The sequence below is a fragment of the Parafrankia soli genome, assembly GCF_001854695.1.
In the GTDB taxonomy this organism is placed as follows: domain Bacteria; phylum Actinomycetota; class Actinomycetes; order Frankiales; family Frankiaceae; genus Parafrankia; species Parafrankia soli.
Window position 1 is genome coordinate 264,754 of the sequence record NZ_MAXA01000213.1, and the last position, 25,672, is coordinate 290,425.

At 74.7% G+C, this 25,672-nt stretch carries 18 protein-coding genes and 1 pseudogene; 3 read left to right on the top strand and 16 right to left on the bottom strand.

Annotation, left to right across the window (positions count from 1 at the left end):
• Positions 1-98: 98 nt before the first annotated feature.
• From BBK14_RS17500 to mraZ, 11 genes are all read right to left on the bottom strand, one after another.
• On the bottom strand, positions 99-1,622 hold the full coding sequence (locus BBK14_RS17500) for a UDP-N-acetylmuramate--L-alanine ligase (protein WP_071063805.1): 1,524 nt from the start codon (positions 1,620-1,622) through the stop codon (positions 99-101).
• A 113-nt stretch (positions 1,623-1,735) separates the two neighbouring features.
• The gene (gene murG / locus BBK14_RS17505) at positions 1,736-2,866 is read right to left on the bottom strand and encodes an undecaprenyldiphospho-muramoylpentapeptide beta-N-acetylglucosaminyltransferase (RefSeq protein WP_071063807.1); all 1,131 of its coding nucleotides are present in this window, start codon (positions 2,864-2,866) and stop codon (positions 1,736-1,738) included.
• Between the two features lie 135 nt (positions 2,867-3,001).
• A complete protein-coding gene (gene ftsW, locus BBK14_RS17510; protein WP_476739397.1) occupies positions 3,002-4,462 on the bottom strand; it encodes a putative lipid II flippase FtsW in 1,461 nt (486 codons plus the stop codon).
• A 44-nt stretch (positions 4,463-4,506) separates the two neighbouring features.
• Positions 4,507-6,072: a UDP-N-acetylmuramoyl-L-alanine--D-glutamate ligase gene (murD, locus tag BBK14_RS17515; RefSeq protein WP_071063811.1), complete on the bottom strand. Its 1,566-nt coding sequence runs from the start codon at positions 6,070-6,072 to the stop codon at positions 4,507-4,509.
• 2 nt (positions 6,073-6,074) lie between these two features.
• Positions 6,075-7,142, bottom strand: coding sequence for a phospho-N-acetylmuramoyl-pentapeptide-transferase (gene mraY / locus BBK14_RS17520; protein WP_071063813.1), 1,068 nt, complete (start codon positions 7,140-7,142; stop codon positions 6,075-6,077).
• Positions 7,143-7,149: 7 nt separating this feature from the next.
• Entirely contained in the window at positions 7,150-8,631 is a 1,482-nt protein-coding gene (locus BBK14_RS17525; protein WP_071063815.1) for a UDP-N-acetylmuramoyl-tripeptide--D-alanyl-D-alanine ligase, read from the bottom strand.
• Positions 8,628-10,169 (bottom strand): UDP-N-acetylmuramoyl-L-alanyl-D-glutamate--2,6-diaminopimelate ligase, encoded by a 1,542-nt coding sequence (locus BBK14_RS17530; protein ID WP_071063817.1) that lies wholly within the window; start codon positions 10,167-10,169, stop codon positions 8,628-8,630. Before BBK14_RS17530 ends, BBK14_RS17525 begins: the two co-directional genes overlap by 4 nt.
• Positions 10,170-10,416: 247 nt before the next feature.
• Positions 10,417-12,891: a peptidoglycan D,D-transpeptidase FtsI family protein gene (locus tag BBK14_RS17535; RefSeq protein WP_071063819.1), complete on the bottom strand. Its 2,475-nt coding sequence runs from the start codon at positions 12,889-12,891 to the stop codon at positions 10,417-10,419.
• Entirely contained in the window at positions 12,888-14,282 is a 1,395-nt protein-coding gene (ftsL, locus tag BBK14_RS17540; protein WP_071063821.1) for a cell division protein FtsL, read from the bottom strand. The genes BBK14_RS17535 and ftsL overlap by 4 nt, the downstream gene beginning before the upstream one ends.
• On the bottom strand, positions 14,279-15,280 hold the full coding sequence (gene rsmH / locus BBK14_RS17545; RefSeq protein WP_071063823.1) for a 16S rRNA (cytosine(1402)-N(4))-methyltransferase RsmH: 1,002 nt from the start codon (positions 15,278-15,280) through the stop codon (positions 14,279-14,281). The genes ftsL and rsmH overlap by 4 nt, the downstream gene beginning before the upstream one ends.
• A gap of 232 nt (positions 15,281-15,512) precedes the next feature.
• Complete coding sequence (gene mraZ / locus BBK14_RS17550) at positions 15,513-15,944, bottom strand: division/cell wall cluster transcriptional repressor MraZ (RefSeq protein WP_026239192.1); 432 nt, start codon at positions 15,942-15,944, stop codon at positions 15,513-15,515.
• A 526-nt stretch (positions 15,945-16,470) separates the two neighbouring features.
• Here mraZ and BBK14_RS17555 point away from each other — a divergent pair.
• Genes BBK14_RS17555 through BBK14_RS17565 form a run of 3 tightly spaced genes read left to right on the top strand, consistent with a single transcriptional unit; the run spans position 16,471 to position 21,629 of the window.
• Positions 16,471-17,499, top strand: coding sequence for an AAA family ATPase (locus BBK14_RS17555; protein ID WP_020462582.1), 1,029 nt, complete (start codon positions 16,471-16,473; stop codon positions 17,497-17,499).
• Between the two features lie 6 nt (positions 17,500-17,505).
• Entirely contained in the window at positions 17,506-19,158 is a 1,653-nt protein-coding gene (locus tag BBK14_RS17560) for a DUF58 domain-containing protein (RefSeq protein ID WP_071063825.1), read from the top strand.
• Positions 19,152-21,629 carry a transglutaminase TgpA family protein gene (locus BBK14_RS17565; protein ID WP_071063827.1) on the top strand — a complete coding sequence of 826 codons (2,478 nt, stop codon included), beginning with the start codon at positions 19,152-19,154 and terminating at the stop codon, positions 21,627-21,629. Before BBK14_RS17560 ends, BBK14_RS17565 begins: the two co-directional genes overlap by 7 nt.
• Positions 21,630-21,763: 134 nt before the next feature.
• Here BBK14_RS17565 and BBK14_RS17570 read toward each other — a convergent pair whose 3' ends face one another.
• The 5 genes and pseudogenes from BBK14_RS17570 to BBK14_RS37120 form a co-directional block, all read right to left on the bottom strand.
• Positions 21,764-22,186, bottom strand: coding sequence for a DUF3040 domain-containing protein (locus BBK14_RS17570; RefSeq protein WP_020462585.1), 423 nt, complete (start codon positions 22,184-22,186; stop codon positions 21,764-21,766).
• Positions 22,187-22,444: 258 nt separating this feature from the next.
• The gene (dinB, locus tag BBK14_RS17575; RefSeq protein ID WP_071063829.1) at positions 22,445-23,707 is read right to left on the bottom strand and encodes a DNA polymerase IV; all 1,263 of its coding nucleotides are present in this window, start codon (positions 23,705-23,707) and stop codon (positions 22,445-22,447) included.
• 345 nt (positions 23,708-24,052) lie between these two features.
• The gene (locus tag BBK14_RS38400) at positions 24,053-24,193 is read right to left on the bottom strand and encodes a hypothetical protein (protein ID WP_157904291.1); all 141 of its coding nucleotides are present in this window, start codon (positions 24,191-24,193) and stop codon (positions 24,053-24,055) included.
• Positions 24,194-24,226: 33 nt separating this feature from the next.
• Complete coding sequence (tnpB, locus tag BBK14_RS17580; protein WP_420849171.1) at positions 24,227-25,381, bottom strand: IS607 family element RNA-guided endonuclease TnpB; 1,155 nt, start codon at positions 25,379-25,381, stop codon at positions 24,227-24,229.
• A pseudogene (locus BBK14_RS37120) lies at positions 25,373-25,663 on the bottom strand (IS607 family transposase); the annotation flags it as partial. The pseudogene BBK14_RS37120 and the gene tnpB, both read right to left, overlap by 9 nt.
• Positions 25,664-25,672 lie beyond the last annotated feature (9 nt).

Genomic DNA, 25,672 nt, shown 5'->3' on the forward strand with positions numbered 1-25,672 from the left:
GCGCTTCGAGACGAAGTGTGGCGGCTGGGTGAGTCCATGGACTCACCCAGCCGCCACACTTCTGCGATGGATCATCAGACCGGGGCTGGGGGCCTGGGTCAGCCCGGCAGGGCCGACCGTTCGGCCAGCAGGCGCAGCAGCTCCGGGCCGACCTGCGTCACGTCGCCGGCGCCGAGTGTCATGACCAGGTCGCCCGGCCGCGCCAGATCCATCAGCACGCCCGGGACGGCCGACCACGACGGCTCGTACACGACCCGCGCCGCCCCGGCCCGGGTGGCCGCGGCGACCCGGGCACCACCCGCGCCCGGCTCGGGCTGCTCCCCGGCGCCGTAGACGTCCATCACCACGACCGCGTCGGCCGAGCCCAGCGCGGCACCGAACCGGTCCGCGAGCAGGGCCGTGCGGCTGTACAGGTGCGGCTGGAACGCGACGACGACCCGGCCGCCGCCGGCAGCCGCCCGCGCCGCCTCGACCGCGGCGGCCACCCGGTCCGGGTGGTTGGCGTAGTCGTCGACCACCCGCACCCCGCCCGCCGACCCGAGCGGCTGGAAGCGGCGGCGGACCCCGGCGAACTCGGCCAGCCCGGCCAGCAGGCCGGCCGGTGGGGCGCCCAGGGCGATCCCGGCGGCCAGGGCCGCCGCGGCGTCCAGGAGGTGGTGCCGGCCGGGGACCCGCAGCGACAGCCGGCCCAGCCGGACGCCATGGACGACGACCTCCGCGCTGGTGCCCGCGATCGAGATCTCCTCGGCGACGAGCCGGACGTCCGCCGACGGCCCGAACCCGTACCCCGTCAGCCACGGCCGGCCCGCGCCCGCGGTGCCCTGCCCGCCTGTGGTGCTGTGCGCGGCGGCGTCCGCCGGGCGCCCGTCCGGGCCGCCGGCCCGGCGCCACCGGTCGGCGTGATCGGCCGCCGCCGTGGCGAGCGCCCAGCCGGCCGTGTCGTCCACGCAGGCGACCAGGAAGCCGCCCGGGTCGACCCGGCGCAGGAACGTCGCGAACGAGGCGGCGAGCGCGGGCATCGTCCGGTAGTGGTCGAGATGTTCGGCGGCCACCCCGGTCAGCACCGCGCCGTACGGCTGGAGCTGCCAGAACGCGCCGACGTCCTCGTCCGCCTCGACGACCATCAGCTCGGAGCTGCCCGCGTGGGTGTGCGAACCGGCCTCGCCCGGATCACCGCCGACCGCGAATGTCGGGTCCTCACCGCAGGCCTGCAGGGCGGCGGTGAGCATCATCGCCACCGTGGTCTTGCCGTGCGAGCCCGCGACCGCGACGCCCCGGTGCCCGGCCATCAGCCCGGCGAGCGCGGCGGAGCGGGTCAGCACGCGCAGCTCGCGCCGGCGCGCCTCGGCGAGCTCCGGGTCGTCGGTCGGCACCGCGGGCGCGACGACGACGAGCTCGACCCCGTCGAGCCGCGACGCGTCGAAACTGTCCGGGCCGTTGCCCACCGTGATCGGGATGCCGAGCGCGCGCAGCGACGCCAGCCGCCGGGATTCGACCGCGTCGCTGCCGGTGACTGTCGCGCCCCGCGCGACCAGCAGCCGCGCCAGACCGCTCATGGCGATCCCGCCGATGCCGACGAGGTGGACCCGCCGCCAGCCCTCCGGGAGATCTCGCGCCGTCACGTGGCCATCCTGCCGCAGTGCCGCGCGCGGGCGTGCGTCGGACCCACGCGCGCCGGGCTCAGGCGCGGCGGGCTCAGGCGCGGCGTGGGCGGGGAGGCGCTGGCCACGGTCGCTCAGTTCGCCGCGTGCCTCGGCCGGGCCCGCCTGCGGGTCGGCTCGGCCAGCCGGATCATCGCGACGATCGCGCGGGCGGCGTCCGGGTGGCCCGTGCCGGCGCAGGCCGCGGACATCTTCCCCAGTCGCTCTGCCGAGGTCAGCACCGGGAGCAGGTTGGCCGCCAGCCAGCCGGGGCTCAGCTCGGCGTCGTCCACCAGCAGCCCGCCGCCGGCCTCCACCGTCGGCAGCGCGTTGCGGCGCTGCTCGCCGTTGCCGTGCGGCAGCGGTACGTACACCGCCGGCAGGCCGACCGCCGCGAGCTCGGCGCACGTCATCGCGCCGGAGCGGCACAGGCTCATGTCGGCGGCCGCGTAGGCGGAGGGGATGTGGTCCAGGTAGGGCACCGCCCGGTAGGGCGCGGCCAGCCCGGCGGGCAGCGCGGCGGCGACCTCCTCGTAGTTCTTCGGCCCGGTGGCGTGCAACACCTGCACGCCCGAGCCGGTCAGCTCCCGCGCGGCGCCGACCATCGCGATGTTCAGCGAGCGGGCGCCCTGCGACCCCCCGAAGACGAGCAGGGTCGGGCGGTGGGCGTCCAGGCCGTAGCGGGCCCGCGCCGCGCGCGCCGCCGGCCCCGAGCGGTCCAGGGTGAGGATCTCCGCGCGCAGCGGAATCCCGGTGAGGGTGGACCCGCGCAGCGGGGTGCTGGGGTAGGAGGTGGCCACGAACGGCGTGAGCCGCGCCCCCAGCCGGTTCGCGAGGCCGGGCAGCGGGTTGGCCTCGTGCACGACGATCGGCACCCCCAAACGGCGCGCGGCCACGTAGGCGGGCACGGCGACGTAGCCGCCGAAGCCCACCACGACGTCCGCCCGCACCTCGCGCAGCGTGGCGCGCGCCGCGCCGACGGCGGCGGCCAGCCGTTTCGGCACCGTGAGCAGCGCCGGCGAGGGGCGCCGGGGCATCGGTACCTTCGGCACGGTCGCCAACTCGTAGCCGCGAGCCGGGACGAGTTTCGCCTCCAGCCCGGTCTCGGTACCGAGCAGGGTCACCCGGATCCTGGGGTCGTCCGCGCGCAACGCGTCGGCGACCGCGAGGGCCGGTTCCACATGGCCGGCAGTTCCGCCGCCGGCGAGCAGCACACTTCGCAACATCGGCCCTGACGATTCCACATCGCGGCGGCGCGCACGCAACATGGTCGGCCGAACACGCGGGCGGATCGGCCGACCACACGGACGCCTCGGCGCGGCCGCTCGGACCGCCGTTCCGGGGGGCCGAGCTCGACCGTTCTAGACCGCCGCCTCGGGAGTCTCGGCCCGCGCGGCGCGGCGGCGGCGCAGCCACCCCCGACCAGCGCGCCCCACACGCCCTGCGCGGCGCGCCTCGGCGCGCGCCGCGAGGTAGACGACGGCATCCGGCTCGCGGCGGGCGAAGGCCAGCAGCATGCCCAGCGCGCCCATCGTCGGCAGCAGCGCCGATCCACCGAAGGACACCAGTGGCAGGGTCACCCCGGTGATCGGCAGGATTCCCACGACCGCGCCCATGTTCACCACGGCCTGCGCGATGATCCAGGCGGTGACCGCCGTGGCGGCCAGCCGGATGAACAGGTCGTCGGCGCGGTGCGCGATCCGCAGGCCCGCGTAGCCCAGCACGCCGAACAGCGTGACGGTCACCAGACTCCCGAGCAGCCCGAGCTCCTCGCCGATGATCGCGAGGATGAAGTCGGTGTGCACGGCGGGCAGCAGATCCGGCCACTTCTCCCGGGAGGCGCCCAGCCCCTCCCCCCACCAGCCACCGGACGACAGCGCGTAGATGCCGTGGACGGCCTGGAAACCGGTGTTGTTCGGGTCGGCGAAGGGATCCCGGAAGGACATCAGTCGTTCCAGCCGGTACGGCGCGCTGATCGCCAGGACACTGGCGCCGGCGACCATGCCGCCGAGCAGCCCGGCGTAGATCCGCAGCGGGGTGCCGATCACCCAGAGCACCGCCAGCGGGACGACGGTGACACAGATCGAGCCGCCCAGGTCGGGCTCGAGCATGAGCAGCAGGTCGACGAACAGGAAGCCGGGCACCACCGGGATGATCAGGTGCTTCCAGTTGACCAGCAGCCGGCGCTTGCGGACGAGGACGTCCGAGCACCACAGCACGAGGGCGATCTTGGCGAACTCGCTCGGCTGCAGGGTGTACGGGCCGATCGGGATCCACTGCCGCGAACCGTTCTCGACGTGCCCGATCCCCGGGACGAGCACCGCCATCAGCAGCAGGACGGTCATGCCCAGCAACGGGTAGGCGGCGGCCCGGAAGACCCGGATCGGCAGGCGGCTCGCGACCAGCAGCAGCGGGATGCCGATGCCGGCCCAGGTCGCCTGCCGCAGGAACAGCGTGTAGGCCGAGCCGAAGTCCTGGAAGGACCGCGGGGCGGACGCCGAGAGCACCATCACCAGGCCGAGCAGCAGCAACAGGCCGGCGGAGGAGAGCAGCAGGTAGTACGAGGCCAGCGGGCGGTCGAGGACGGGCGTGCGGGGGTCGCCGACCCAGCCCCGCCTGGCCCCGGTGGCCTCCGGCCCGCCGGTGCCGGGGCGCAGCCCGCCGGCGGCGCGGGCGCCGCCCGCGCCGGTGGCGGCCTCGGAGCCCGCCGCGCCGGCCCCGCCCGCGCCGGTCGTTCCCGGGCCGGTGCTCCCCGCGGGCCTCGACCCGGCGACGGCCGTCCCCGTTCCGGTGGTTCGCGCACCCGTCATGCGCTCACTCACGCTCCCCCTCTCCGGTGCCGCGCTGGGAGGGAGAGCGCCGGCGGTCAGCCTCCCCGCGCTCGCACGGCCGCGGCGAACAGGTCGCCGCGCTCCGCGTAGTCACGGAACATGTCCATCGACGCCGCCGCGGGCGCCAGCAGCACGGTGTCGCCCGGTGCCGCGAGCTTCGCGGCGGCCTCCACCGCATCGTCCATGCCCGCGGCCCGTTCCACGGGGACATCGGGGGCGTGTCGGGCGAGAGCCGCGGCCACCTCGTCGGCGCACTGGCCGATCAGGACCACCGCGCGCAGCCCGTGACGGGCCGAGACAACGAGATCGTCGAACTCAAGGCCCTTGTTCAGACCGCCCGCGATCCACACCACCGACGGGTAGGCGCGCAGCGACGCCGCGGCGGCATGCGGGTTGGTGGCCTTGCTGTCGTCGACGTAGCGGACGCCGCCGCGCCGGCCGACGGTGACGTTGCGGTGCGCGCCGGGCCGGAACGACGCGAGCGCCGCGCCGATGGCCGCCGGGTCCACCCCGTCGGCGCGGGCCAGCGCGGCGGCGGCCAGCGCGTTGGCGATGTTGTGCGATCCCAGCTCAGTGCCGGTGGCGAAGCCGGGGAAGCGGTCGTCCCGGAACTGGCCGCCGCCGAACGGGCCCGGCCCGTCGCCGGTCCCGGCCGCGCCGGCCCGGGTGCCACCCGCCACGGCGCCGCCGACCCTGCCGCCGGTGATGCCGGTGGCGGGCGGGCGCCGCCCGGGTGAGCGGCCGGCCGCGCCGAGATCGGCCACGGCGATCAGCCGCCCGCCGGAGAAGGCCCGGTCGACCAGGTACCCGTTCACGACGGTCAGGTCGGGCCGTGGGGTGGCGTTCGGGTCCAGCCCGAAGGTGACCCGCCGGCCCGGCGCCCGCGACAGCAGCTCCAGGCTCACGGGGTCGTCCACGTTGCCAACGGCGACGGTGTGCGGGGCCGCCCAGATCCGCGCCTTCGCCGCCGCGTAGGCGTCGGCTCCGCCGTGCCAGTCGAGATGGTCCGGCGCGACGTTGAGGATCACCGCCGCGCGCGGGGCGACGGTGGAGGTGTAGTGCAGCTGGAAGCTGGACAGCTCGACGGCGAGCGCGTCGTAGGGCGGCCGGGTCTCGACGGCCGCCACGATGGGCGTGCCGATGTTGCCGGCTGTGGTGGCGCGCCGCCCCCCGGCGACGAGCATCGCGCCGAGCATCTCGGTCGTGGTGGTCTTGCCGTTCGTGCCGGTGACCGCGAGCCACCGGGACAGCCCGCGCCACCGCCAGGCGAGCTCCACCTCGCCCCACACCGGTACCCCGGCGGCCTCCGCCGCCCGCAGCAGCGGCGTGTCCGGTGGGACACCCGGCGAGGTGACGACGAGCGACGCCGCCCCGGCCTCGGCCGGCAGGCCGCCGAGCCGGACCTCGATTCCCTCCGCCCGCAGCCGCTCGGCGGCGGCGCGCTGGCCCGGGCCGTCGGCCGCGTCCACCACGACCACCCGGGCGCCGCGGGCCGCCAGCGCACCGGCCGCCGCGGCGCCGGAGACGCCCACTCCGACGACCGTGACCTGAGCGCCGGCGAGCACCGCGCCCGCGGGCACCGGTGTGGCGGAAGTACTCATGGTCAACCGCCCCCGTGGGAAAGATACTCGGCGTAGAAAAGGCCCAGGCCGAACGCTACGGCCAGGCCGGAGACGATCCAGAACCGGATGATCACCGTCGTCTCCGGCCATTCGGCGAGTTCGAAGTGATGGTGGATGGGCGCCATGTTGAACACCCGTCTCTTCGTCGCCTTGAAGAACGCCACCTGGATCATGACCGACAGCGTCTCGATGACGAACAGGCCCCCCAGCACGAACAGCAGCAGCTCGGTGCGGCTGACGATCGCGATGCTGGCGAACGCCCCACCGAGCGCGAGCGAGCCGGTGTCCCCCATGAAGATCTTCGCCGGGCTGGCATTCCACCACAGGAAGCCGAAACAGGCCCCCATCGCGGCGGCGGAGACCAACGCGACGTCGAGCGGGTCGCGCACGTAGTAGCAGCCCTCGGTCAGCGCCCCGGCCTCGCAGACGTTGCCGAACTGCCAGAAGGAGATCACCACGTAGGCGCCGAAGACCATCGCGGACGTGCCGGCGGCCAGGCCGTCCAGGCCGTCGGTGAGGTTCACCGCGTTCGAGGTCGCGGCGATGATGATCCAGGCGAGCAGCGGGAAGCCGATCAGGCCGATCGAGAACCCGGTGTCGCGCACGACCGAGATGAACGTCGAGCCCGGCAGCAGCCCGCTGTCGTTCTTGAACCGGACGGCCAGCAGCCCGAACGCCAGCGCGACCGCGGCCTGGCCGGCGAACTTCGTCCGGGCCGTCAGCCCCAGGCTGCGCTGCTTGCGGATCTTGATGTAGTCGTCCAGGAAGCCGACCAGGCCCAGGCCCGTCATCACCATCAGGACCAGCAGGCCCGAGGCGGTGAAGCCGATGCCGGTGACCAGGTGCGAGACGAAGTACCCGGCGAGGGTGGCCAGGATGATGACGGTGCCGCCCATGGTGGGCGTGCCGCGCTTGGTCAGGTGGCTCGACGGCCCGTCCTCACGGATCTCCTGCCCGTAGCCCTGCCGCCGGAAGAAGCGGATCACCGACGGGGTGCCGAGCAGGGAGATGACCAGCGCGACCAGTGCCGCGAAGAGAACTCCTCTCACGCGAGCGTCACCCGCGCACGCCTGGTTCGCCGGAGTGTCCCACCGTGTTCCACGTGTTCTCGATCCCCTCGATCGCGGCGCCGGCGGCGCCGTCCCGCCGGCCCGCTGGGCCGGCCCCACCATCCGCGGTCAGCCCCGTGGCCACCCGCTCGAGCCCGAACGACCGGCTCGCCTTCACCAGAACCACGTCACCCGGGCGGACCTGCGCGGCCAGCAGCGCCAGCGCCTCGTCCACCCCGGGCACCCAGGTCGACTCGCCGGCCCAGGCGCCCTCGTGCTCCGCCGCCTGATGCACCCGGCGCGCCCCGGCGCCGACCGCCACCAGCCGTGACACGCCCAGCCCGGCGGCGAGCCGCCCCAGGGTGTCGTGCGCGGCCTCCGCGTCGGCGCCGAGCTCGCCCATCGGACCCAGCACCGCCCACGCCCGCCCCGCTCCCCGCATGTCCATCAGCGCGGTCAGGGCCGCGCGCATCGACTCGGGGTTCGCGTTGTAGGAGTCGTTGAGCACGACCACGCCGTCCGCGGTGGTCGTCACCTCCATCCGCCAGCGGCTGCGCGGGCGGGCCTCCTCGAGCGCCGCCGCGGCCTCGGCCGGCGCGAGGCCGAGTGATGTCGCCACCGCCGCGGCGGCCAGCGCGTTGGCCACCTGGTGCGCGCCGACGAGGCCGAGGCGCAGCCGGTGGCGCTCCCCGCCGGCCAGCAGGTCGAACGCGGCCCGGCCGTCGCCGCCCACCTCGACGCGCTCGGCGCGGACGTCCGCCGCCGCGACGCGGCCGAAGGTGACCACCTGGACGCCGGCGCGGCCGGCCATCGCCGCCACCAGCGGATCGTCGGCGTTCAGCACGACCAGGCCGGTGGCCGCCTCTGCGAGCTCGCCCTTCGCCGCGGCGATGCCGTTCCGCCCGTCGGCGTACTCCCCCACGTGCGCCGACCCGACGTTGAGTACCAGCCCGACGTGCGGGCGGGCCACCGCGCACAGCGTCGCGATGTGCCCGATGCCGCGGGCGCCCATCTCCAGCACCACGAACGCGGTGTCGGGCTCGGTGCGCAGCAGGGTCAGCGGCAGGCCGATCTCGTTGTTGAACGAGCCCACCGCGGCGACCGTCGGGCCGAGCCGGCCGAGCAGGTCGGCCAGCAGGTCCTTGGTGGTCGTCTTACCGGCCGAGCCGGTCACCCCGACCACGGTCGCCGGGGCGAGGTCACGCAGGTGCGCGGCGAGCGCGGCCAGCGCCGCCGCCGGGTCGGCGGCGACGACGGTGGGCACGCCCGTCTCCCGGGCGCCGAGGACGGCCACCGCGCCGGCCGCGACCGCGCCGGCGGCGAAGTCGTGCCCGTCCACCCGTTCACCGGGCAGGGCGACGAACAGCGCGCCCGGGCCGACCTGACGGGAGTCGATCACCACCGACGTGACCGGGGTCAACCGGTCCGCGCCGGCGGTGAGCCGGCCACCGGTGGCGGCTGCCACCTCGGCGAGAGTCAGCGCGATCATCGGCTCGCCGCCGCCAGCAGCGCGGAGCGCAGCACCTCGCGGTCGTCGAACGGCGTGACGACACCGGCGACGTCCTGCCCGCTCTCGTGCCCCTTGCCGGCCACGATCACGGCGTCGGTGGGCCCGGCGGCGCCGACCGCGAGCGCGATCGCGCTCGCCCGGTCCGGCTCCACGACGATCTCGCCCGCTCCAGGGGCGCCGCGGGCGCCGGCCAGCATCTGCTCGAGGATGCGCGCCGGGTCCTCGGACCGGGGATTGTCGCTGGTGAACACGGCCAGGTCGGCCAGCCGCGCCGCGGCCGCGCCCATCAGCGGCCGCTTGGCGCGGTCGCGGTCCCCACCGCAGCCGAGGACGACGACCACCCGCCCGGTCACGATCGGGCGCACGGCGGCGAGCAGCGTCTCGACCGCGTCGGGGGTGTGGGCGTAGTCCACGAGGGCGAGGAACGGCTGGCCGGCGTCGATCCGCTCCATCCGCCCCGGGACCCCCGGCAGCGACGAGATGCCCTCGGCCGCCGCCTCCAGCGGGACACCGACGGCGGCCAGCAGCGCGAGGGCGCCCAGCGCGTTGGCGACGTTGAACCGGCCCGGCAGGGCGAGCGAGAGGTCCGCCTTCGCGCCGTCCGGGCCCAGCGCGCGGAACACGCTGCCGGCCGGGCCGGCGACGACGTCCTCCGGCCACCAGTCGGCCGGGCGGCCGGTCACCGAGTAGGTGCGCGCGTCCGGGCGCAGCGCCGCGAGCCGGCGGCCCCAGTCGTCGTCGACGCAGACCACGGCGGCCGCGCTGCGGGCGGGCTCGAACAGTGCCGCCTTCGCCGCGAAGTAGTCCTCCATCGTCGGGTGGAAGTCGAGGTGGTCCTGGCTGAGGTTGGTGAAGGCGGCGCCGGCGAAGCGCAGCGCGTCCACCCGGTGCTGGGCCAGCGCGTGGCTCGACACCTCCATCGACGCCGCCCCGACGCCCCGCTCCACCATCGTCGCGAGCAGCGCCTGCAGGTCGCCGGACTCGGGCGTCGTGCGCACCGAGGGCACCACCGTTCCGGCGACCCGGGTCTGCACCGTGCCGAGCAGGCCCGTGGTGTACCCGGCGGCGCGCAGGCCGGCGTCCAGGAGGAAGGCGGTGGTGGTCTTGCCGTTCGTGCCGGTGACCCCGAGCAGGGTCAGCGCGCTCGACGGGTCGCCGTAGATCCAGGCGGCGGCCGGCGCCAGGTCGCGGCGCGGGTCGTCGGTGACGAGCACGGGCACCGCGAGCCGGCCGGACAGCGTCGCGGCGCCCACCGGGTCGGTGAGGACGGCGACGGCACCGGCGGCGACGGCACCGGCGGCGAAGTCGGCGCCGTGCACGTGCGCGCCGGGCAGCGCCGCGTAGAGGTCGCCCGGCAGCACCGCGCGCGAGTCGTGGGTGACGCCGGTGAGGACGACACCGGCGAGGGCCGCCCCGCCCGACGGACCGGGCGCGACGGTGATGGATCTGAGGACGTCGGGCAGAGCGGTGAGCGACCGCGGTGACGGCGCTGCCGGACGTAGTGCCGGGGTGGTCACGGGGACGACCTTAGTGGGCGGGCAGGCGGGGGATCCGCACGGGCGCCGTGGACGGCGGTGGTCCACCGGGCCGACGCGCAGGTGTCGGGACAGCCTGGGCCAAACCGGCGGCGGCTCCCGGCCCCCGGCCCCCGTCGTGGACGGGCGCGCGACGTCCCGCGCTCGCCCGTCCACGACGCTCTCCCCGGTCCGCGGTGCCTTCCCCGTCCGCGGTGCTCCTGCTCGTCCTCGGTGCTCTCGCCCGTTCTCAGCGGTCGAGGTCGAGCACCAGCGGTTCGGGCCTGGTCCCCGGCGGCGGCACGCCCAGCGTGGTGAGGGCGAAGCTCATCACCCGTTTGAACACCGGCGCGGCGACCTCGCCGCCGTAGAAGCCCTTGCGCGGGTGGTCGAGCACGACCTCCACGACGACCTGGGGGTCGTCGGCCGGGGCGAAGCCGATGAACGTCGAGACGTAGCCGTCGTAGCCGCCGTTGACCGGGTCGTACCGCTTCGCCGTGCCCGTCTTGCCGGCGACCCGGTACCCGGCGACCTCGGCGGCGGGGGCGGTGCCCTGTGTCGTCGCGACGGCCTCGAGCATGCGGGTGAGCGTGGAGGCGGTCTCCGGGGAGACCACCCGGCGCTCGGGCGCCCGCGGGGTGGGCCGTGTGACCCCGTCCGGGCCGGTGATCGCGTCCACCAGCCGCGGGGCGACCCGCATGCCGCCGTTCGCCACGGTCGCGTAGACCGACGCCATCTGCAGGGCCGTGGCCGAGGTGCCCTGGCCGTAGGCGATGGTCGCGGCCTGACTGCCCGACCAGTCCGCGGCCGGCGGCAGGATGCCGGCGGCCTCACCGGGGAAGTCGACCTCGGTCGCCTTGCCGAGCCCGAACGCGCGCATCATCTGCTCGAGGTTGTCGTTGCCGACCCGCTCGGCGACGAGCACCGTCCCGATGTTGCTGGACCGGGCGAGCACGCCGGCCGCGGTGAGGTGCTCGGTGCCGTGCGGCTCCGAGTCCGTGATCGTCACCCCGCCCCGCTCGATGGACGGCGGCACGGTGATCGGGGTCGTCGTCTCGATCAGGTTCCGGTCCAGTGCCGCGGCCATGGTGATGACCTTGTTGACGCTGCCGGGCTCGAAGGCCTGGCCGGTCGAGCGGTTTCCGATCGCGTCGATGTCCCGGGAGGTGATGTTGTTCGGGTCGAACTGGGGCGCGTCGGCCATCGCGAGCAGGTCACCCGTCTTCGGGTTCATCACGACGATCGTGCCGCCGTCCGCCTCCGAGGTCCGCACCGCCTCGGCGATCGCGCTCTGGGCGTCCCACTGGATGTAGTTGTCGATGGTGAGGCGCAGTGTGGAGCCGCTGACCGGGTCCTTCTCCACGCTCTGCGCCGAGGGGATCTCCCGCCCGGACGGGTCGGCCTCGATCTGGCGGCGCCCGTCCGTCCCGCGCAGCACGCTGTCGTAGGCCAGCTCCAGGCCGCCGGCGCCCACGATCGCGTCGTTCTCGCCGAGCTTGGTGAAGCCGACGAAGTTGGCGCCCAGGGTCAGCGACGGGTACCAGCGCCCCCGCTCGGGGAGGACGCCGATGCCGCGCAGGCCCAGCTTGTCCACCTCGTCCCCGACCGCCCGGTCGAGGCGACGGCCCAGGTACACGAACCGCACCTGGGGATCGTTGGACGTCATGCTCTTGCGCAGCGTGTTCTCGGACTCGCCGAGCAGCGGGGCCAGCTTGCGCGCCGCGTCGACGACCTGGGCCTCGTTCATCAGCCACGGGTCCGCGTACACGGCCCGGCGCTCGACGTCCTGCGCCAGCGCGTCGCCGTGCCGGTCGGTGATCATGCCACGGTCGGCGGGCAGGACGGACTTGCGCAGCCGCTGCTGCTCGGCCTGCTCCGCGTAGTTGGACGAGGCGAAGCCCTGCAGCTGCGCGAGCCGGCCGGCGATCACGACCAGGACGGCGATCATCAGTACCACCGACACCCGGACCCGGCGGCGGGGGCTGGCGAGGACGAACGGCCGCGGCGGCCGCGGCGGCGTGCCCCCGAGGCCGCGGCGGATCGAGGTGGCCCGGTTGCGGCCCGCCCCACCGCTCGAGGGATGCGGGCGCCGGACGGGGGGGACCCGCCCGGACGTCGTCCGGCTGGCCGCCCCCCGGGTCGGGTTACGCCGGCCGGCCGCTCCGCGGGCGGAGGTCGTACGGGCGGATGTGGCGCGGGCGGCCTGGTCCCGGCGGAGCTGCTCACGTGGCGTCGCCGAGCCGGCGGCCGCGCTGCGCAGCGGAGACACCCGTGGGGACGACCGACCCGCCCGGGCCGTCGCCGCCCGGCGCTCCCGTCCGGCCGCGGCGGGGCGGGGCCGGGGACGGCGCGCCGCCCGTTCCGTGGCTTCAGCGGCGTCGTCGTCCCAGGTCTGTTCGTCAAGCTCGTCGCGGTCGTCGCGGTCGTCGCGGTCGTCGCGGTCGTCGCGGCGGCGGGCGTCCTGGCGCCGGTCGTCTCGAGGCCGGGCAGCGTCGTAGCCGCGCCGGTCGTCACCACGTCGGTCGCCGCCGCGGGGGGGTGGGGTCACCCGGCCGCGGCCACCGTCCGGGTCACGGCCGGAGAACCGGCGCACGGACGGATCGAGCAGGTCGTCACCGTCGTGGCGCGCGGACCGCGCGTCCGGGCTCCCCGGCTGCGGGTTCGTGACGAGACGGAGTCGGTTCCGACCGCGGCCGGAGGACGGACCGCGGGTCGTCTGGCTCACTGACCGGCTCCCGCCTCTCCGTCGGTACCGGTACGGGCCTGCGGATCGGCGGCGGACGCGGCCGCCTCGCCGCCAGCCGCCGCCTCGCCGCCAGCCGCGGGCTGGGTGGACGTGCCACCCGCGCCGGAGGCGCCCGACTGAGCCGAGGCGCCGGACTGGGTGGCCGCGGAGTCCGTCGCCGCGCCGGCGCCGGCCGGAGCCGCCGACGGGCCCGGGACCACGACGAGCAGCATGCCGCTGCCCGCGTCCCGGGTCAGGACGCGCGCCCTGGGCGGCAGCGGCGCGTTGGCCGGCAGGTACTCGGGAACGCCGCCGGGCACCATCCCGAGCTGGTTCGCGCGGGCGGCGAGCTGCCCCGGGTCGGACTGCTCGTCGAGCTTGAGCGACAGCTGCTGCTCCTGCCGGGTCAGCTCGGTGGACTGCCGCTCGAGCTCGTCGGCGTGGAAGGAATTCTCCATCAGCGCCGTGTTGAGCAGGAGCAGCGACAGCAGCCCCGCCCCCATCAGCACGAGCAGCAGCACCACGAACGGCCCGCGCGGCGCCGTGGACCGCGCGGGCACCCGCAGCACCGACAGCCCCGGCCGCGCTCCCCGCCGCAGCGGTGAGTCGAGCAGGGGAACCGTGGTCGCGCCGACCGCCATCGCGGACGGCCGACGTCCCGCACCGGACCGGCCCGTTCCCGATCGTCCGGTGGCTGTCCGTCCCGTGCCCGAGCGCGCGCCGCCGGGCCGGGACGGGACGGTGTGCCCCGCGGTCGTGCGCGCGCCGGTCGTGCGCGTGGCGGTCGTACGCGCGGCGCTGGACGAACGGGCCGCGCTGGACGAGCGGGCGGGCGCTCCGGCGCCTACCGCGCCCACGCCGGCGGCGACCGGCCGGCGACGGGCACGGCCGGGCACGGCCACCTCGTCAGACGGGTCGGCGCGGCGTCCGGCTTCGTCGGCGTACGCGGGCTCCCCGACGGGCGACCCGGCATCCGCGAGGTCACCGGCCGTGGAATCGCCGAACGCGGGCTCGCCGGCCACAGGCTCGCCGAGCGTGTGGTCGCCGGCCGCCGGCTCGCCGGGGGCCGTATCGCCGTAATTGACGCCGCCGTATGCGGAGTCGTCATAAACGGGGTCGCCGTAGCCGGACGCGCCGTACGGCGCGTCCTCGTGGGGCGCGTCCGCGTAGGGAGCGCTGTCGTAGGGCGCGTTCTCGTAGGGCGTGTCGTCGTAGCCGGTGCTCTCGAACGCGGCCACGTCATAGGCGTACGCGGTGCCGTCGTGCGCGGCGTCGTGCGCGGCGCCCGGGTAGGCGGCCACGTCGTGGTCTGTCGCGTGGTACTCGGAGCCGGACGTGTGATGACCCGGACGGGCGCGACCGCGGGGCAGCGGGTTCGCGGGAGCGGTCATCGGACACCTCCGGTCGGGTTGTGCGCGCGGCCCGGTTCGGCCGCCGTGCGTTCCGCCGCGCGCAGCCGGACAGACCCGGCGCGCGCGTTCTGTTCGATCTCCGTGTCGGAAGCCGGCTCCGCGCCGCGGGTCAGCCACCGCAGCGTCGGCCGGGCGTCATCCGGGATGACCGGCATGTCCGGCGGGACGGAAGGCACCGAGCGCGGCATCAGCACCCGCTTCACCAGCCGGTCCTCCAGGGAGTGATAGGAGAGGACGACCAGGCGGCCCGCCACGGCCAACGCGTCGAAGGCGGCGGGCACCGCGCGCTCGAGCACCTCGAGCTCGGAGTTCACCTCGATGCGCAGCGCCTGGAAGGTGCGCTTGGCCGGGTTACCTCCGGTGCGGCGCGCCGCCGCGGGGATGGAGTCGCGGACCAGGTCCACCAGCCGCGCGGAGGTGGTGAACGGCGCGGCCTGGCGCTGGGTCACCACCGCCCGGGCGATGCGGCGCGCGAACCGCTCCTCGCCGTACTCCCGCAGCACCCGGGTCAGCGCGTCGACGTCGTAGTTGTTGAGGACGTCGGCCGCGGTGGGGCCGCGCTCCTGGTCCATCCGCATGTCCAGCGGGGCGTCCCGGGAGTAGGCGAAGCCGCGCTCGTCGAGGTCGAGCTGCATGGACGAGACGCCGAGATCGAACAGGACACCGTCCACCGACGGCACACCGAGCCGCTCGAGGACGTCCGGCAGCTGGTCGTAGACGGCGTGCTCGAGGTCGACGCGGTCACTCAGGCCGACGCGGTCACCCAGGCCGGTGAGGCGGCGCCGGCTGTGCTCGAGGGCGGTGGTGTCCCGGTCGAGACCGATGAGGTGGACCTGCGGGAAGGCCTCGAGCAGCGCGTGCGAGTGACCGCCCAGCCCGACAGTGGCGTCGACGACGACCGCGCCGGGACGGCGCAGCGCGGGGTCAAGCAGCTTGATCACGCGCTCGGTCAGCACCGGCGTGTGCGTGACGTCCACTGCCAACCCCTCGGCCGCTCGTCGGATCTGGTGTTTCGGATATGCGGGCGGGCACGCCGGTGCGTTGGCRGGTACGCCGTCCCCGGCGGCCATCGGGAAGGGAACGGCCGGAAGAGTCGTACACCCAGGTCCCGCCCCGCTCGATCCGCCGGACGCCGGGGAAGTGGTGTCCGGTGGGAGCGGGGGGAGACCTCGACAGACGACCGGATGGTGACGCGACGCCTTCGACGACTCAGATGACTCCGGGCAGGACCTCCTCCGACAGCTCGGCGAAGGTCTCCTCCTGGTCGGCGAGGTAGGTGTCCCAACGCTGGGAGTCCCAGATCTCGACCCGGGTGTTGGCGCCGTTGACCACGCACTCGCGGACCAGCCCCGCGTACGCCCGCAGCGGCGGCGGAATGGTGATCCGCCCCTGGCGGTCGGGGACGTCGTCGGAGGCCGACGAGAAGAAGACGCGGCTGTAGTCGCGAAGCGCCTTCGCGGTGACCGGAGCGGTACGGAGGGACTCACTGATGCGGGTGAACTCCGCCAAGGGGAACACGTAGAGACAACGTTCCTGCCCCTTCGTGATCACTAGCCCCCCCTCCAGCTCTTCGCGGAACTTCGCAGGCAGAGTCAGCCGCCCCTTGTCGTCCAGCCGCGGCGTGTGGCTGCCGAGAAACACCGGAGCCTCCCCGCCAGGCCCGGAGAGACGCGCCGTGACCATCAGACGACGACTGGTTCACCAGCCGGCGGCTACCCGCGAGCTCCCCACCCCCACTGCGCGCCACTCTACCCCACTCCCCCCCACCCGACACCCCCAAGACACCCCGCTCCACCCCACCGCTCCCACTCCGGGCTCGGGGGCGGTAAGCGCTCCGTAGGGAGGCTGGTATAAATCGCCGCAAACCAGGTTGATACACGACAGTCAGGCGGCGAAAAAGGGAACAAATGACCCCTCGCCCGGGTACGGACGACCGGGCCGCAGCCCACGGCCACAACCGCAACGGCGGCCATCACCGACCAGTCCTCCCGGACCCCCCCTTATGGATGTCACACTCGTGGGGGAGTGCTCCGCGTCAGGATGATGTCCGGGCTGTTCCGGGGTTGCTTCCGGGGGCGGCGTCCAGGGCGGCGACGGTGCCCCCGCGCACGACATCCCCGCACCGGGGGCGACGACCGGGACACGCGATCCGAAGGAGGCCCGCACCGTGGTGACGGAGCCGGGAGTACTGCGCTGGCGCGACCCGGCGGGCGAGATCGATCATCTGTCCGAGGTCGCCGACCGGATCGGCCGCTCGGTGGAGACCGTCATCGACGGCAAGTCGGATGTGGTCCGCACGGCTCTGGTGGTCCTGTTCGCCGAGGGGCACCTCCTCATCGAGGACGTGCCGGGCGTCGGCAAGACCATGCTCGCCAAGGCCCTCGCCCGCTCGATCGACGCACGGGTGCGGCGGATCCAGTTCACTCCGGACCTGCTCCCCAGCGACGTGACCGGCGTCAGCGTCTACAACCAGGGCACCCGCGACTTCGAGTTCCGGCCGGGCCCGGTGTTCGCGAACATCGTGGTCGGCGACGAGATCAACCGGGCCGAGCCCAAGGCCCAGTCGGCCCTCCTGGAATGCATGGAGGAGCAGCAGGTGACCGTGGACGGTGTCACCTACCGCCTCGAGGCCCCGTTCATGGTCGTCGCCACCCAGAACCCGATCGAGATGGACGGCACCCGGGCGCTCCCCGAGGCCCAGCGCGACCGCTTCACCGCCCGGGTCTCGATGGGCTATCCCTCGCCCGGCGCCGAGCTGGCGATGCTCGACAACCACGGCCAGAGCGACCCGCTGACCAACGTCGTCCCGGTCACCACCGCGGCCGAGGTCGCCAAGCTGGCGAACGCGGTGCGCTCGGTGCACGTCTCCGGCGAGGTCCGCCAGTACATCGTCGACCTGGTCGGGGCCACCCGGCGGCACCCGGAGATCACGCTGGGCGCGTCCCCGCGGGCCACGCTGCACCTGATCCGTACGGCCCGGGCGCACGCCGCGGTCAGCCGGCGCGGCTATGTGCTCCCGGACGACGTCCAGGCGGTCGCCGGCCCGGTGCTGGCGCACCGCCTGCTGCTGCATCCTGAGATCATGCTGTCGGGTGAGCCGACGAACGACATCGCGGCCCGGATCGTGACCGACCTGATCGCCCGGATCCCGATCGCCCGGCAGGACCCGGCACGTCCCTCGCGACGTGGCCGTTAGAGACACGTGCGCGACTTCCTCGCTGCGGTACGCGGGCTGACGGTCCGCGGCCGCTCGTTCCTCGCCGCGGGCGGGGCGTGCGTGGCCTCGGCAGCGGTCATCGGCGAGCAGGACCTCCTCGCGGTCGGTGCCCTGCTTGTCGCGCTGCCGCTGTTCGCGGCCGGGTTCGTCGCGCGGACCCGCTACCGGCTGGCCTGCACCCGCCGGTTGGAGCCGCCGCGGGTCACCGCGGGCGACACCGTCTCGGTACGGATCCGGCTGGACAACGTCTCCCGGCTGCCGTCCTCGGTGCTGCTCGTCGAGGACACGACCCCCAACCTCGGCCTCCGCGCGCGCTTCGTGGTGGACCAGATCGAGCCGGGCGGCTCCCGTGACCTCTCCTACCCGCTGCGCGCCGGGGTCCGCGGCCGGTACCAGGTCGGCCCGCTCACGATCCGGCTGACCGACCCGTTCGGCCTGTGCGAGCTGGAGCGCAGCTTCCGGGGGCGGGACGAGCTGATCGTCGCGCCCGCCCTGGAGCGCCTGCCGCTGACGCCGCTGGTCGGTTCGTCCTCGCTGAACAACGAGGTACGCCGCTCGTCGGCACGGGCGGGTGAGGACGATTCCACCACACGGCCGTACCGCTCCGGCGACGATCTGCGCAAGGTGCACTGGAAGACCACGGCCCGGCTGGGTGAGCTGATGGTGCGCCGCGACGAGCAGCCGCTGACCGGCGCCGCCACCGTGCTGCTCGACACCCGGCACACGGCCTGGCCCGAGATGGACCGGGACGACCCCTTCTCCTGGGCGGTCGGCGCGGCCGGCTCGATCGCGGTCAACCTCGCCCGCAGCGGCTACGGCGTCCGGCTGATCGCCGACACCGGTGTCGCGGCGACCGGTCCCGGCAACGCCGTCGGCGCGCTGCTCGACGAGCTGGCGGTCATCGCGCCGACCCCGTCGGCCACCCTCAGCCCGGCGCTGGCCAGTCTGCGCTCGGCTGAGCACTCCGGCATGGTCGTCGTCGTGCTCGGACGCACCGACCAGGCGACGGCCTCGATGATCGCGGGTGCCCGGCCGCGCAACGCCCCGGCCATCGCGGTGCTGGTGGATCTCGCCGGCTGGGGCGCCTCCCCGGCGGCCGGGGGCGACCTGGAGGTCACCCGGCACACCCTGACCAGGCACGGCTGGACCGTCCTGGTCGCGGGTGCCGGGGCCCGCCTCGCCGACACCTGGCCGCAGATCTTCCGTCCGGGCGCGTCGGCCGGGCGCCGGTTCGCCGTCGGGAACGCCGTCGGCGGCATGGCGCGGGTGTCGTACGGGTCCGTGTCGGGCACCGGTCCGGCCGCCCACGCGGGGTCCGCCCCCCGCGCGGACCACGACGCCTCCGCCCGCCGGGCCGGCGCGGCGCCGAACGGCGGCTCGCTCCACAGCGACTCCCCCCACTACAGCTCGCCCAACGGCAGCTCGCCCAACGGCAGCTCGGGCGGCGGCTCGCATGGTCGGGACGCCCGCCGCGGCGCGGCGCCCGCCGAGGGTGGGGCGGACCGGGCCCCCGCCGACCCGACACCACCCCCGCCCGCGACCGCGACCGGCCCGCTGTACCGGCCCGGCTCCCCCCACGAGCCCGCGACCCCCGCCACCACGGGAGGCGGCCCCCCACCGAATGGTCGCGGATGGTGACCCCACGGCCGTTCTCCGCCGCGCTGGGCGGGATGGCCTGTCTACTCGCCAGCGCCGCGCTGGCCCCGCTGTTCGACGGGTTCGGCTGGTGGTTCGGCCCCGTCCTGATCGCGACGGCGGTCGCCGTGAGCACCGCGGTGCTGGGCCGGCTGCTCGGCGCCCTGTTCCGGCTGCCGGCGTCCACCGGCATCTGCCTCAGCCTGATCGGCCTGCTCACCACCCTCACCAGGGTGAGCGCACGGGACACCGCCCTGCTTGGCGTGATCCCGACGCCGTCCACCGTGACGGCGCTGCGCGAGCTGGCGCTGGCCGGCAAGCACGACATCGGCGAGCTCGCGGTGCCGGTGCCGGAACGGCCCGGCCTGGTGGTCCTGGTCTTCGTCGCCGTGTACCTGGTCGTCATGGCGGTCGACCTGATCGTGGTGGTCGTGGACCGGCCCCCGCTGGCCGGCCTGCCGCTGCTCGGCCTGTTCGTCGTGCCGGCCGCCGTCCTGCCGGCCGGGGTCGGCACGCTTCCCTTCGTCCTCGCCTCGGTCGGCTTCGTCGCGCTGATGCTGCTGGACGGCAACCGGATGGTGACCCGGTGGGGCCACCCGGTCGGTGACCGGCCCCCCCGGGTCATCCGCAACGGACTGGGATCACTCGGTGCCCGGGTGGCCGTCGGGTCGCTGGTGATCGCGGCGGCGGTGCCACTGCTGGTGCCCTCCCTGGACGGGCACGGAGTGATCGACAACGGCGGCGGCAGGCGCTCGGGCGACGGCCCGAGCTCGGCGAGCGTCGTGCAGCCGATCGTCTCGCTCTCCCAGCAGCTCCATGACGACCGCGAGATCCCGCTCCTGCGCGTCACCACGGACAATCCGCAGTATCTGCGACTCACCGCTTTGGAGAACTTCGACGGCCAGCGCTTCACCCTGCGGGCCCTGAACGCGACGAAAGAAGCCCGGGTGAGCGAGGGCCTGCCCGGACCGGAACGGGGCGTCCGCACGATCTCGACCACCGCGTCGGTGGCGGTCTCCGGCGAGATGGCCGAGCGTTACCTGCCCGTGCCGGGCATTCCCACCGACTTCGGCGGGCTCGCCGGCGACTGGCGCCTCGCCGAACCGACGGGCACCGTCTTCTCCACCCGCACCTCCACCGCCGGGCTGCGCTACACCGTCAGCGCGGCGGTCCCCGACCCCACCGCGCAGCAGATCGCCGCCGCCACCGGCCCGGTGCCCGAGTCGATGAACGTCGTCACTCAGCTGCCGCCGGACGTCGACCCACGGCTGCGGACACTGCTCGCCCAGATCACCACCGGCGCGAGCACCGGCTACGCCCGGGTCCTCGCCATCCAGAACTTCCTGCGCGGCTCGGAGTTCACCTACGACCTCAACGGCGCACCCACCGTCCAGGACGGCGCGCTCAGCGAGTTCCTCTTCGAGAGCCGGCGCGGGTACTGCGAACAGTTCGCGTCCGCAATGACCGTCCTGGTGCGGATGCTGGGGCTGCCCGCCCGGGTGGCCATCGGTTTCACGCACGGCACCCGCGCTGCCGACGGCACCTGGGTGATCACCAACAAGCAGGCACACGCCTGGCCCGAGGTCTGGTTCCCGACCCTGGGCTGGCTCCCGTTCGAGCCGACCCGCCGCTCGGACGGCGCGACCCCGGCCCCGGACTACGCCCCGTCGACGACCGAGCCGACCACCGGCCCGGACCCGGCCGAAGTCCCCCAGGGGAACGGGGATGTCGCCGTCGAGCCGACGCCGAGCGCGGTGCCCGTCCCCGACGACCAGGGCGGGGCGGCCGAGGAGCTGACCGCCGAGGCCGACGACAAGGCCGCGGGCACCCACAAGGACGCCTTCCCCCCCTCCTGGCTGCCCTGGGTCGGGCTGGGTCTCGGGATCCTGGTCCTGCTCAGCATCCCGGCCCTGTCCAGGGTGGCGCTGCGGCGCCGCCGGATGGGCTCGGGTGGCCCCGACCGCCAGGACGCCGAGGCAGTCGCGCGCGTGCACGCGGCCTGGGCCGAGTTGGTCGACGTGGCCGCCGACCTCGGCATCCACCTGCGGACGAGCGACTCACCGCGCTCGGGCGCGCAGCGGCTCATCGCCTACCTCGAGGCCGGCCCCGAAGCCGGGTCGGCGGAGGTCGACGCCGCCCGGCAGGCCCTGATCCGGATGGCAATGGCCCAGGAGCGGGCCCGTTACGCCCCCGCCAGGATGGCCGCGCCCGATCCGGGCGTGGACGTCCTGGCCGACCTGGCTCTGGCCCGCCGGGTGCTGTGGTCGGTCGCGCCCCGGGGCCGCCGCGCGATGGCGACGGTGGCCCCGCCGTCGATGATGCAGCGGGCGCGGGAGATCCCGGTGCGCGATGTTCTCGGGCGCATCCGGCACCGGGCCGGTGACCCGCCGGACAACGGCGCCGACGACGACCAAGAGGCCGGGGTCGGTGCCTCCGCCGGCGGGCGGACACACCCGCCGCAGCCGCCCGCCTGAGATCGCGCCAGCCCGAGCCCGGCCGAGACCGGGCTCGAGCGAGACCGGGCTCGAGCGAGAACCCGTGTGAGCCACCAGGCTGAGATCGGCTCACCGCCGGGCTCAGCCTGGCCGGGCTCCGGGAGCGGTCCCGATCAGGGACGGTCCTCCCAGCGGCGGCGCCACCGCTCCTCCACCCGTTCCATGAACGACTGCCGCGCCGGGCGCGACCGGCCGCCGGAACCGGGCCTGGATTTCGACCCGTGCGGGCGACGACCGACGTCATTGCCCCGGCCGCTGATCCGACGCAGGTCGGCCGCCCCCCGCAGTGCCGCGAAGAGCATCATCAGGAACCCCAGGATCCCCAGGATCACGGTGAGGGGTACCTGGTTGAGGACCACACCCACGACCAGGACGACGAGACCGAGCGCGAACAGGACCCCGCTGCGCCGCACGCGCCGCAGGAGGTAGGTCCTGGGGTTCGTCGACCGGACCGTGCTCGCGAACTTGGGATCGTCCTCGACGAGAGCGCGCTCGATCTGCTCCAGTAGGCGCTGCTCGTTCTCCGAGAGCGGCATCGACGCTCCTCCCACGACCTTCAGGCCCGCCGGACGGAACCTGACACCCAAGAATAGGCATGTGCGGGGCCGAGGCGGTAGGCAACAGGTCATGCTGTGTCCAAGCCGGTTCGAACCCACTCCGACCAGAGCTATTCGGCGTACTGGGCTCCTGCCCGGGCCAGCGGGGTTCATGCCATGCTCATCGTACGATCATGCCGTTCGGTGATCGTGGCCGCGGCCGTTCCAGGGGCGTTCGAGCCTTCCAGGACACCGGATTCACACTCGGCCGGGCCCCCACTCACGGGGAGGAGCCGGGCGCCGCGGGCGGTCGGGCAGCAGCGACGCGGGCCGGACGGACTCCTCCCCGAACCGCCGGCGGGCGCCGTCGGTGGCCCGGTCGACCTCGGCCCAGCCTGACGGCCGCTCGTCGAACGCCAGTTGGTGGCTCGTCCGCCCGGCGGCGGACAGCCGGGCCGCCCGCACCCCGAGCAGGCGCACCAGCGGGCGGGATGTGGCCCTGAGCTCGTCGAACAGCTCGCCCGCGGTGCGGTAGATCACCCAGGTGACGTCGGTCGGCTCGGCGAGGGTACGAGCCCGCGTGACGGTGCTGAAGTCGGCATGCCGGACCTTGATCGAGATTTTGCGGGCGGCCTGGCCCCGGGCCCGCAGGCGGGCCGCGACGCGCCCGCTGAGGCGGAGCAGCTCCCGGGCGAGCCGCTCGGGGTCGGCCAGGTCGGCGGAGAAGGTCTCCTCGGCGCCGACGGACACGTCGACGCCGTCGGGCTCGACGCGGCGGCCGTCCCGCCCGTGCGCGAGCGCGTGCAGGTGGCCGCCCGCGCCCGCTCCGAGGGCGCGCCGCAGCGTGTCGGCGGGCGTGCGCGCGATGTCGCCGATCGTGCGTATCCCCAACCGGGTCAGCGCCTGCTCCGTCCGCGGCCCGACCCCCCACAGCGCCGCGGTCGGCAGCGGGTGCAGGAAGGCGAGGACCTCGTCGGGGGGCACCACCAGCAGGCCGTCCGGCTTGCACCGGGCTGAGGCGATCTTCGCGACGAACATCGACGGCGCCACCCCCACCGAGCAGGTCAGGCCCTGTTCGGTCGCGATCCGGCCGCGGATGGCCCGCGCGATGTCGACCGGGGTGCCGAACAGCCGCCGCCCGCCGCCCACGTCGAGGAACGCCTCGTCCAGGGAGATCGGCGCGACCAGCGGCGTCACGTCCCGGAAGACGTCCATGATCGCGCGGGAGACCTCGCGGTAGCGGCCGTGATCGGCGGGGACGACCACCGCTGTGGGGCACAGCCCGCGGGCCCGCGCCATCGGCATGGCGCTGCGCACCCCGAAGGCCCGAGCCTCGTAGGTCGCGGAGAGCACCACACCCCGGTTCCCCCCGCCGACAATCACTGGACGGCCACGCAGCTCGGGGGCGTCCCGCACCGCGACCGAGGCGTAGAAGGCGTCCATGTCGACGTGCAGGATCCGACTGTCGGACGGCCCTGGCCCGCCGGACTCCAGTGGGGCGGGCTCCGGCGGGGGCTTCACCGCGGGCCGTCAGCGCGGCAGCAGGAACCCGATGACCAGGCCGACGGCGAGGCTGCCCACCGAGAGCCCGGCGACCCGTACCAGCCAGGTGTTCCGTCCTCTCTCCATCGGCCGCGCCCGCCCGGACGGCCCCGCCGCCGGCCGCCGCCCCACCACAGGCCGCCCCACCACAGGCCGCCAACGCGCCAAGGGCGGCCTCGGCACCGCCCGGCCGGCGCGCCGCTCGTCCACACCAGCGACCACCACCGAAAACCACCACCCTCAGTAATCATCAAACCCCAAGCTGTAACCGATGGTGACCGAACGTGGGTCTCGACGCAAGAGTGGGCCGTCATCAGTGGGGCGTCATCGGAAGTCCCTGGAGCGCCCGCCCACCGCCAGCGCCAGCGGCAGCGGCAGCGGCAGCGGCAGCGGCAGCAGGCTCTCGACGATCATGTTCACCACGCCTTCCGCGCTCTCCAGCCGGCCGCGCACGATCAGTGCCACCGCCGTTGCATGTGAGCGCCTGGTAGCGCCCGGTCATGCCGCCTCGCCTCTCGGTGAGGCACCCCCGGTCTGACCCGCTCGCGCGGTGCCGGGTTCCCGTTTCACAGCCACCCGCCCAGCAGGCTGGGTCCTACGGTCGGCTCCACGGGCGTTTTCCGTCTCCGACGTACTGGCGGCGACGAGGTTGCGCAGGTTGATCGCGGCGTTCAGGTCGCGGTCGATCACCAGCCCGCAGGACTGGCAGGCGAACGTGCGGTCGGCCGGGGTGAGGCTTGGGTTTCGCCAGCCACAGCCGGAACAGGTCTTACTCGACGGATACCATCGGTCCGCGACGACGAGCCGCGATCCGTACCAGACGGTCTTGTAGGTGAGTTGGCGCCGGATCTCGGCCATCCCGGTGTCCGAGACCGCGCGGGCGAGCCGGCGGTTACGGACCATCCCGGCGACATGCAGATCCTCGACCACGATCACGTCGTGGTTCTTCGTGAGCCGGGTGGTGAGCTTGTGCAGCCCATCGCGCCGCTGGTGGGCAATGTGGGCGTGCAGGTGGCCCAGTGCGGCAGCGCGCTGGCGGCGGCCGGCACTGCCCGGCTTCGAGCGGGCATAGGCCCGGGACGCAGTGCGCAGCCTGCGCAGCGAGCGGGTKAGTGGCCTGGGGTTATCGACCTGCTCACCGGTCGACAGGACAGCGAGGTGCTTCACTCCCGCGTCGACACCGACCGCGCCGCCCGCACGTTGGCGGGCCGACGGGTTCTGGGGGATCTCACGATCGATCTCGACGGTGAACGCCACGAACCAGCGGCCCGCCGTGCGCGACACGGTCGCACCGAGCAGCCGGGCGGACCCGGCCGCCAACCGGCCGGTGAGCGCACCCATCGCCTCGTGGACCTTGACCCGGCCCAGGCGGGGCAGCTTCACCTGTAGGTTGCTGGCCGGGCCGTAGGCGCCGGTCGTGTACCGGAACGAGTCGCGGGCCCTGCCACGCTTCTTGAACCGGGGGAAACCGACCCGCTTCCCCTTCCGCTTCCCCGTGCGGGAATCAGTGAAGTTCTTCAACCCGCGGGCGAGCTGGTCGAGGCCGGACGAGTACGCCTCCTTCGAGCACGCCGACCACCACGGGGCGACGGTGCTCTTGGCCTCGTTCCAGGCGAGGCGCAGCGCGGGCAGCGTCCACGGCACTGCGGCCACCGCGCGGGCGGCCCGGTCCGCGGCGGTCTGGTGGCCATAGAGCCGGGCACACATCGACGTCAGGATCTCCGTCATGTCCCAGACAAGATCGTCGACCTGGTCGGCCGGGTCGACGACGACGAGTCCGCGACCTGACGCGGCAAGCGCCGCCTCGACAGAGCCGGCGCCGAACCAGGCGAACCCGTCACGACGCTCGACGACGATCGTCGTCACCGCCGGGTCACGCAGCAGAGCGAGGAACTCCCGCCGAGGGCCGTCGAGTGCCGACCCGACCCCGTTCACAGCCGCCCA

Coding starts and splice junctions, on each gene's coding strand:
- BBK14_RS17565 (WP_071063827.1), top strand. CDS start 19,152: ATGGTGACCCCACGGCCGTTCTCCGCCGCGCTGGGCGGGATGGCCTGT.
- ftsL (WP_071063821.1), bottom strand. CDS start 14,282: ATGACCGCTCCCGCGAACCCGCTGCCCCGCGGTCGCGCCCGTCCGGGT.
- BBK14_RS17570 (WP_020462585.1), bottom strand. CDS start 22,186: ATGCCGCTCTCGGAGAACGAGCAGCGCCTACTGGAGCAGATCGAGCGC.
- BBK14_RS17525 (WP_071063815.1), bottom strand. CDS start 8,631: ATGATCGCGCTGACTCTCGCCGAGGTGGCAGCCGCCACCGGTGGCCGG.
- murD (WP_071063811.1), bottom strand. CDS start 6,072: ATGAGTACTTCCGCCACACCGGTGCCCGCGGGCGCGGTGCTCGCCGGC.
- murG (WP_071063807.1), bottom strand. CDS start 2,866: ATGTTGCGAAGTGTGCTGCTCGCCGGCGGCGGAACTGCCGGCCATGTG.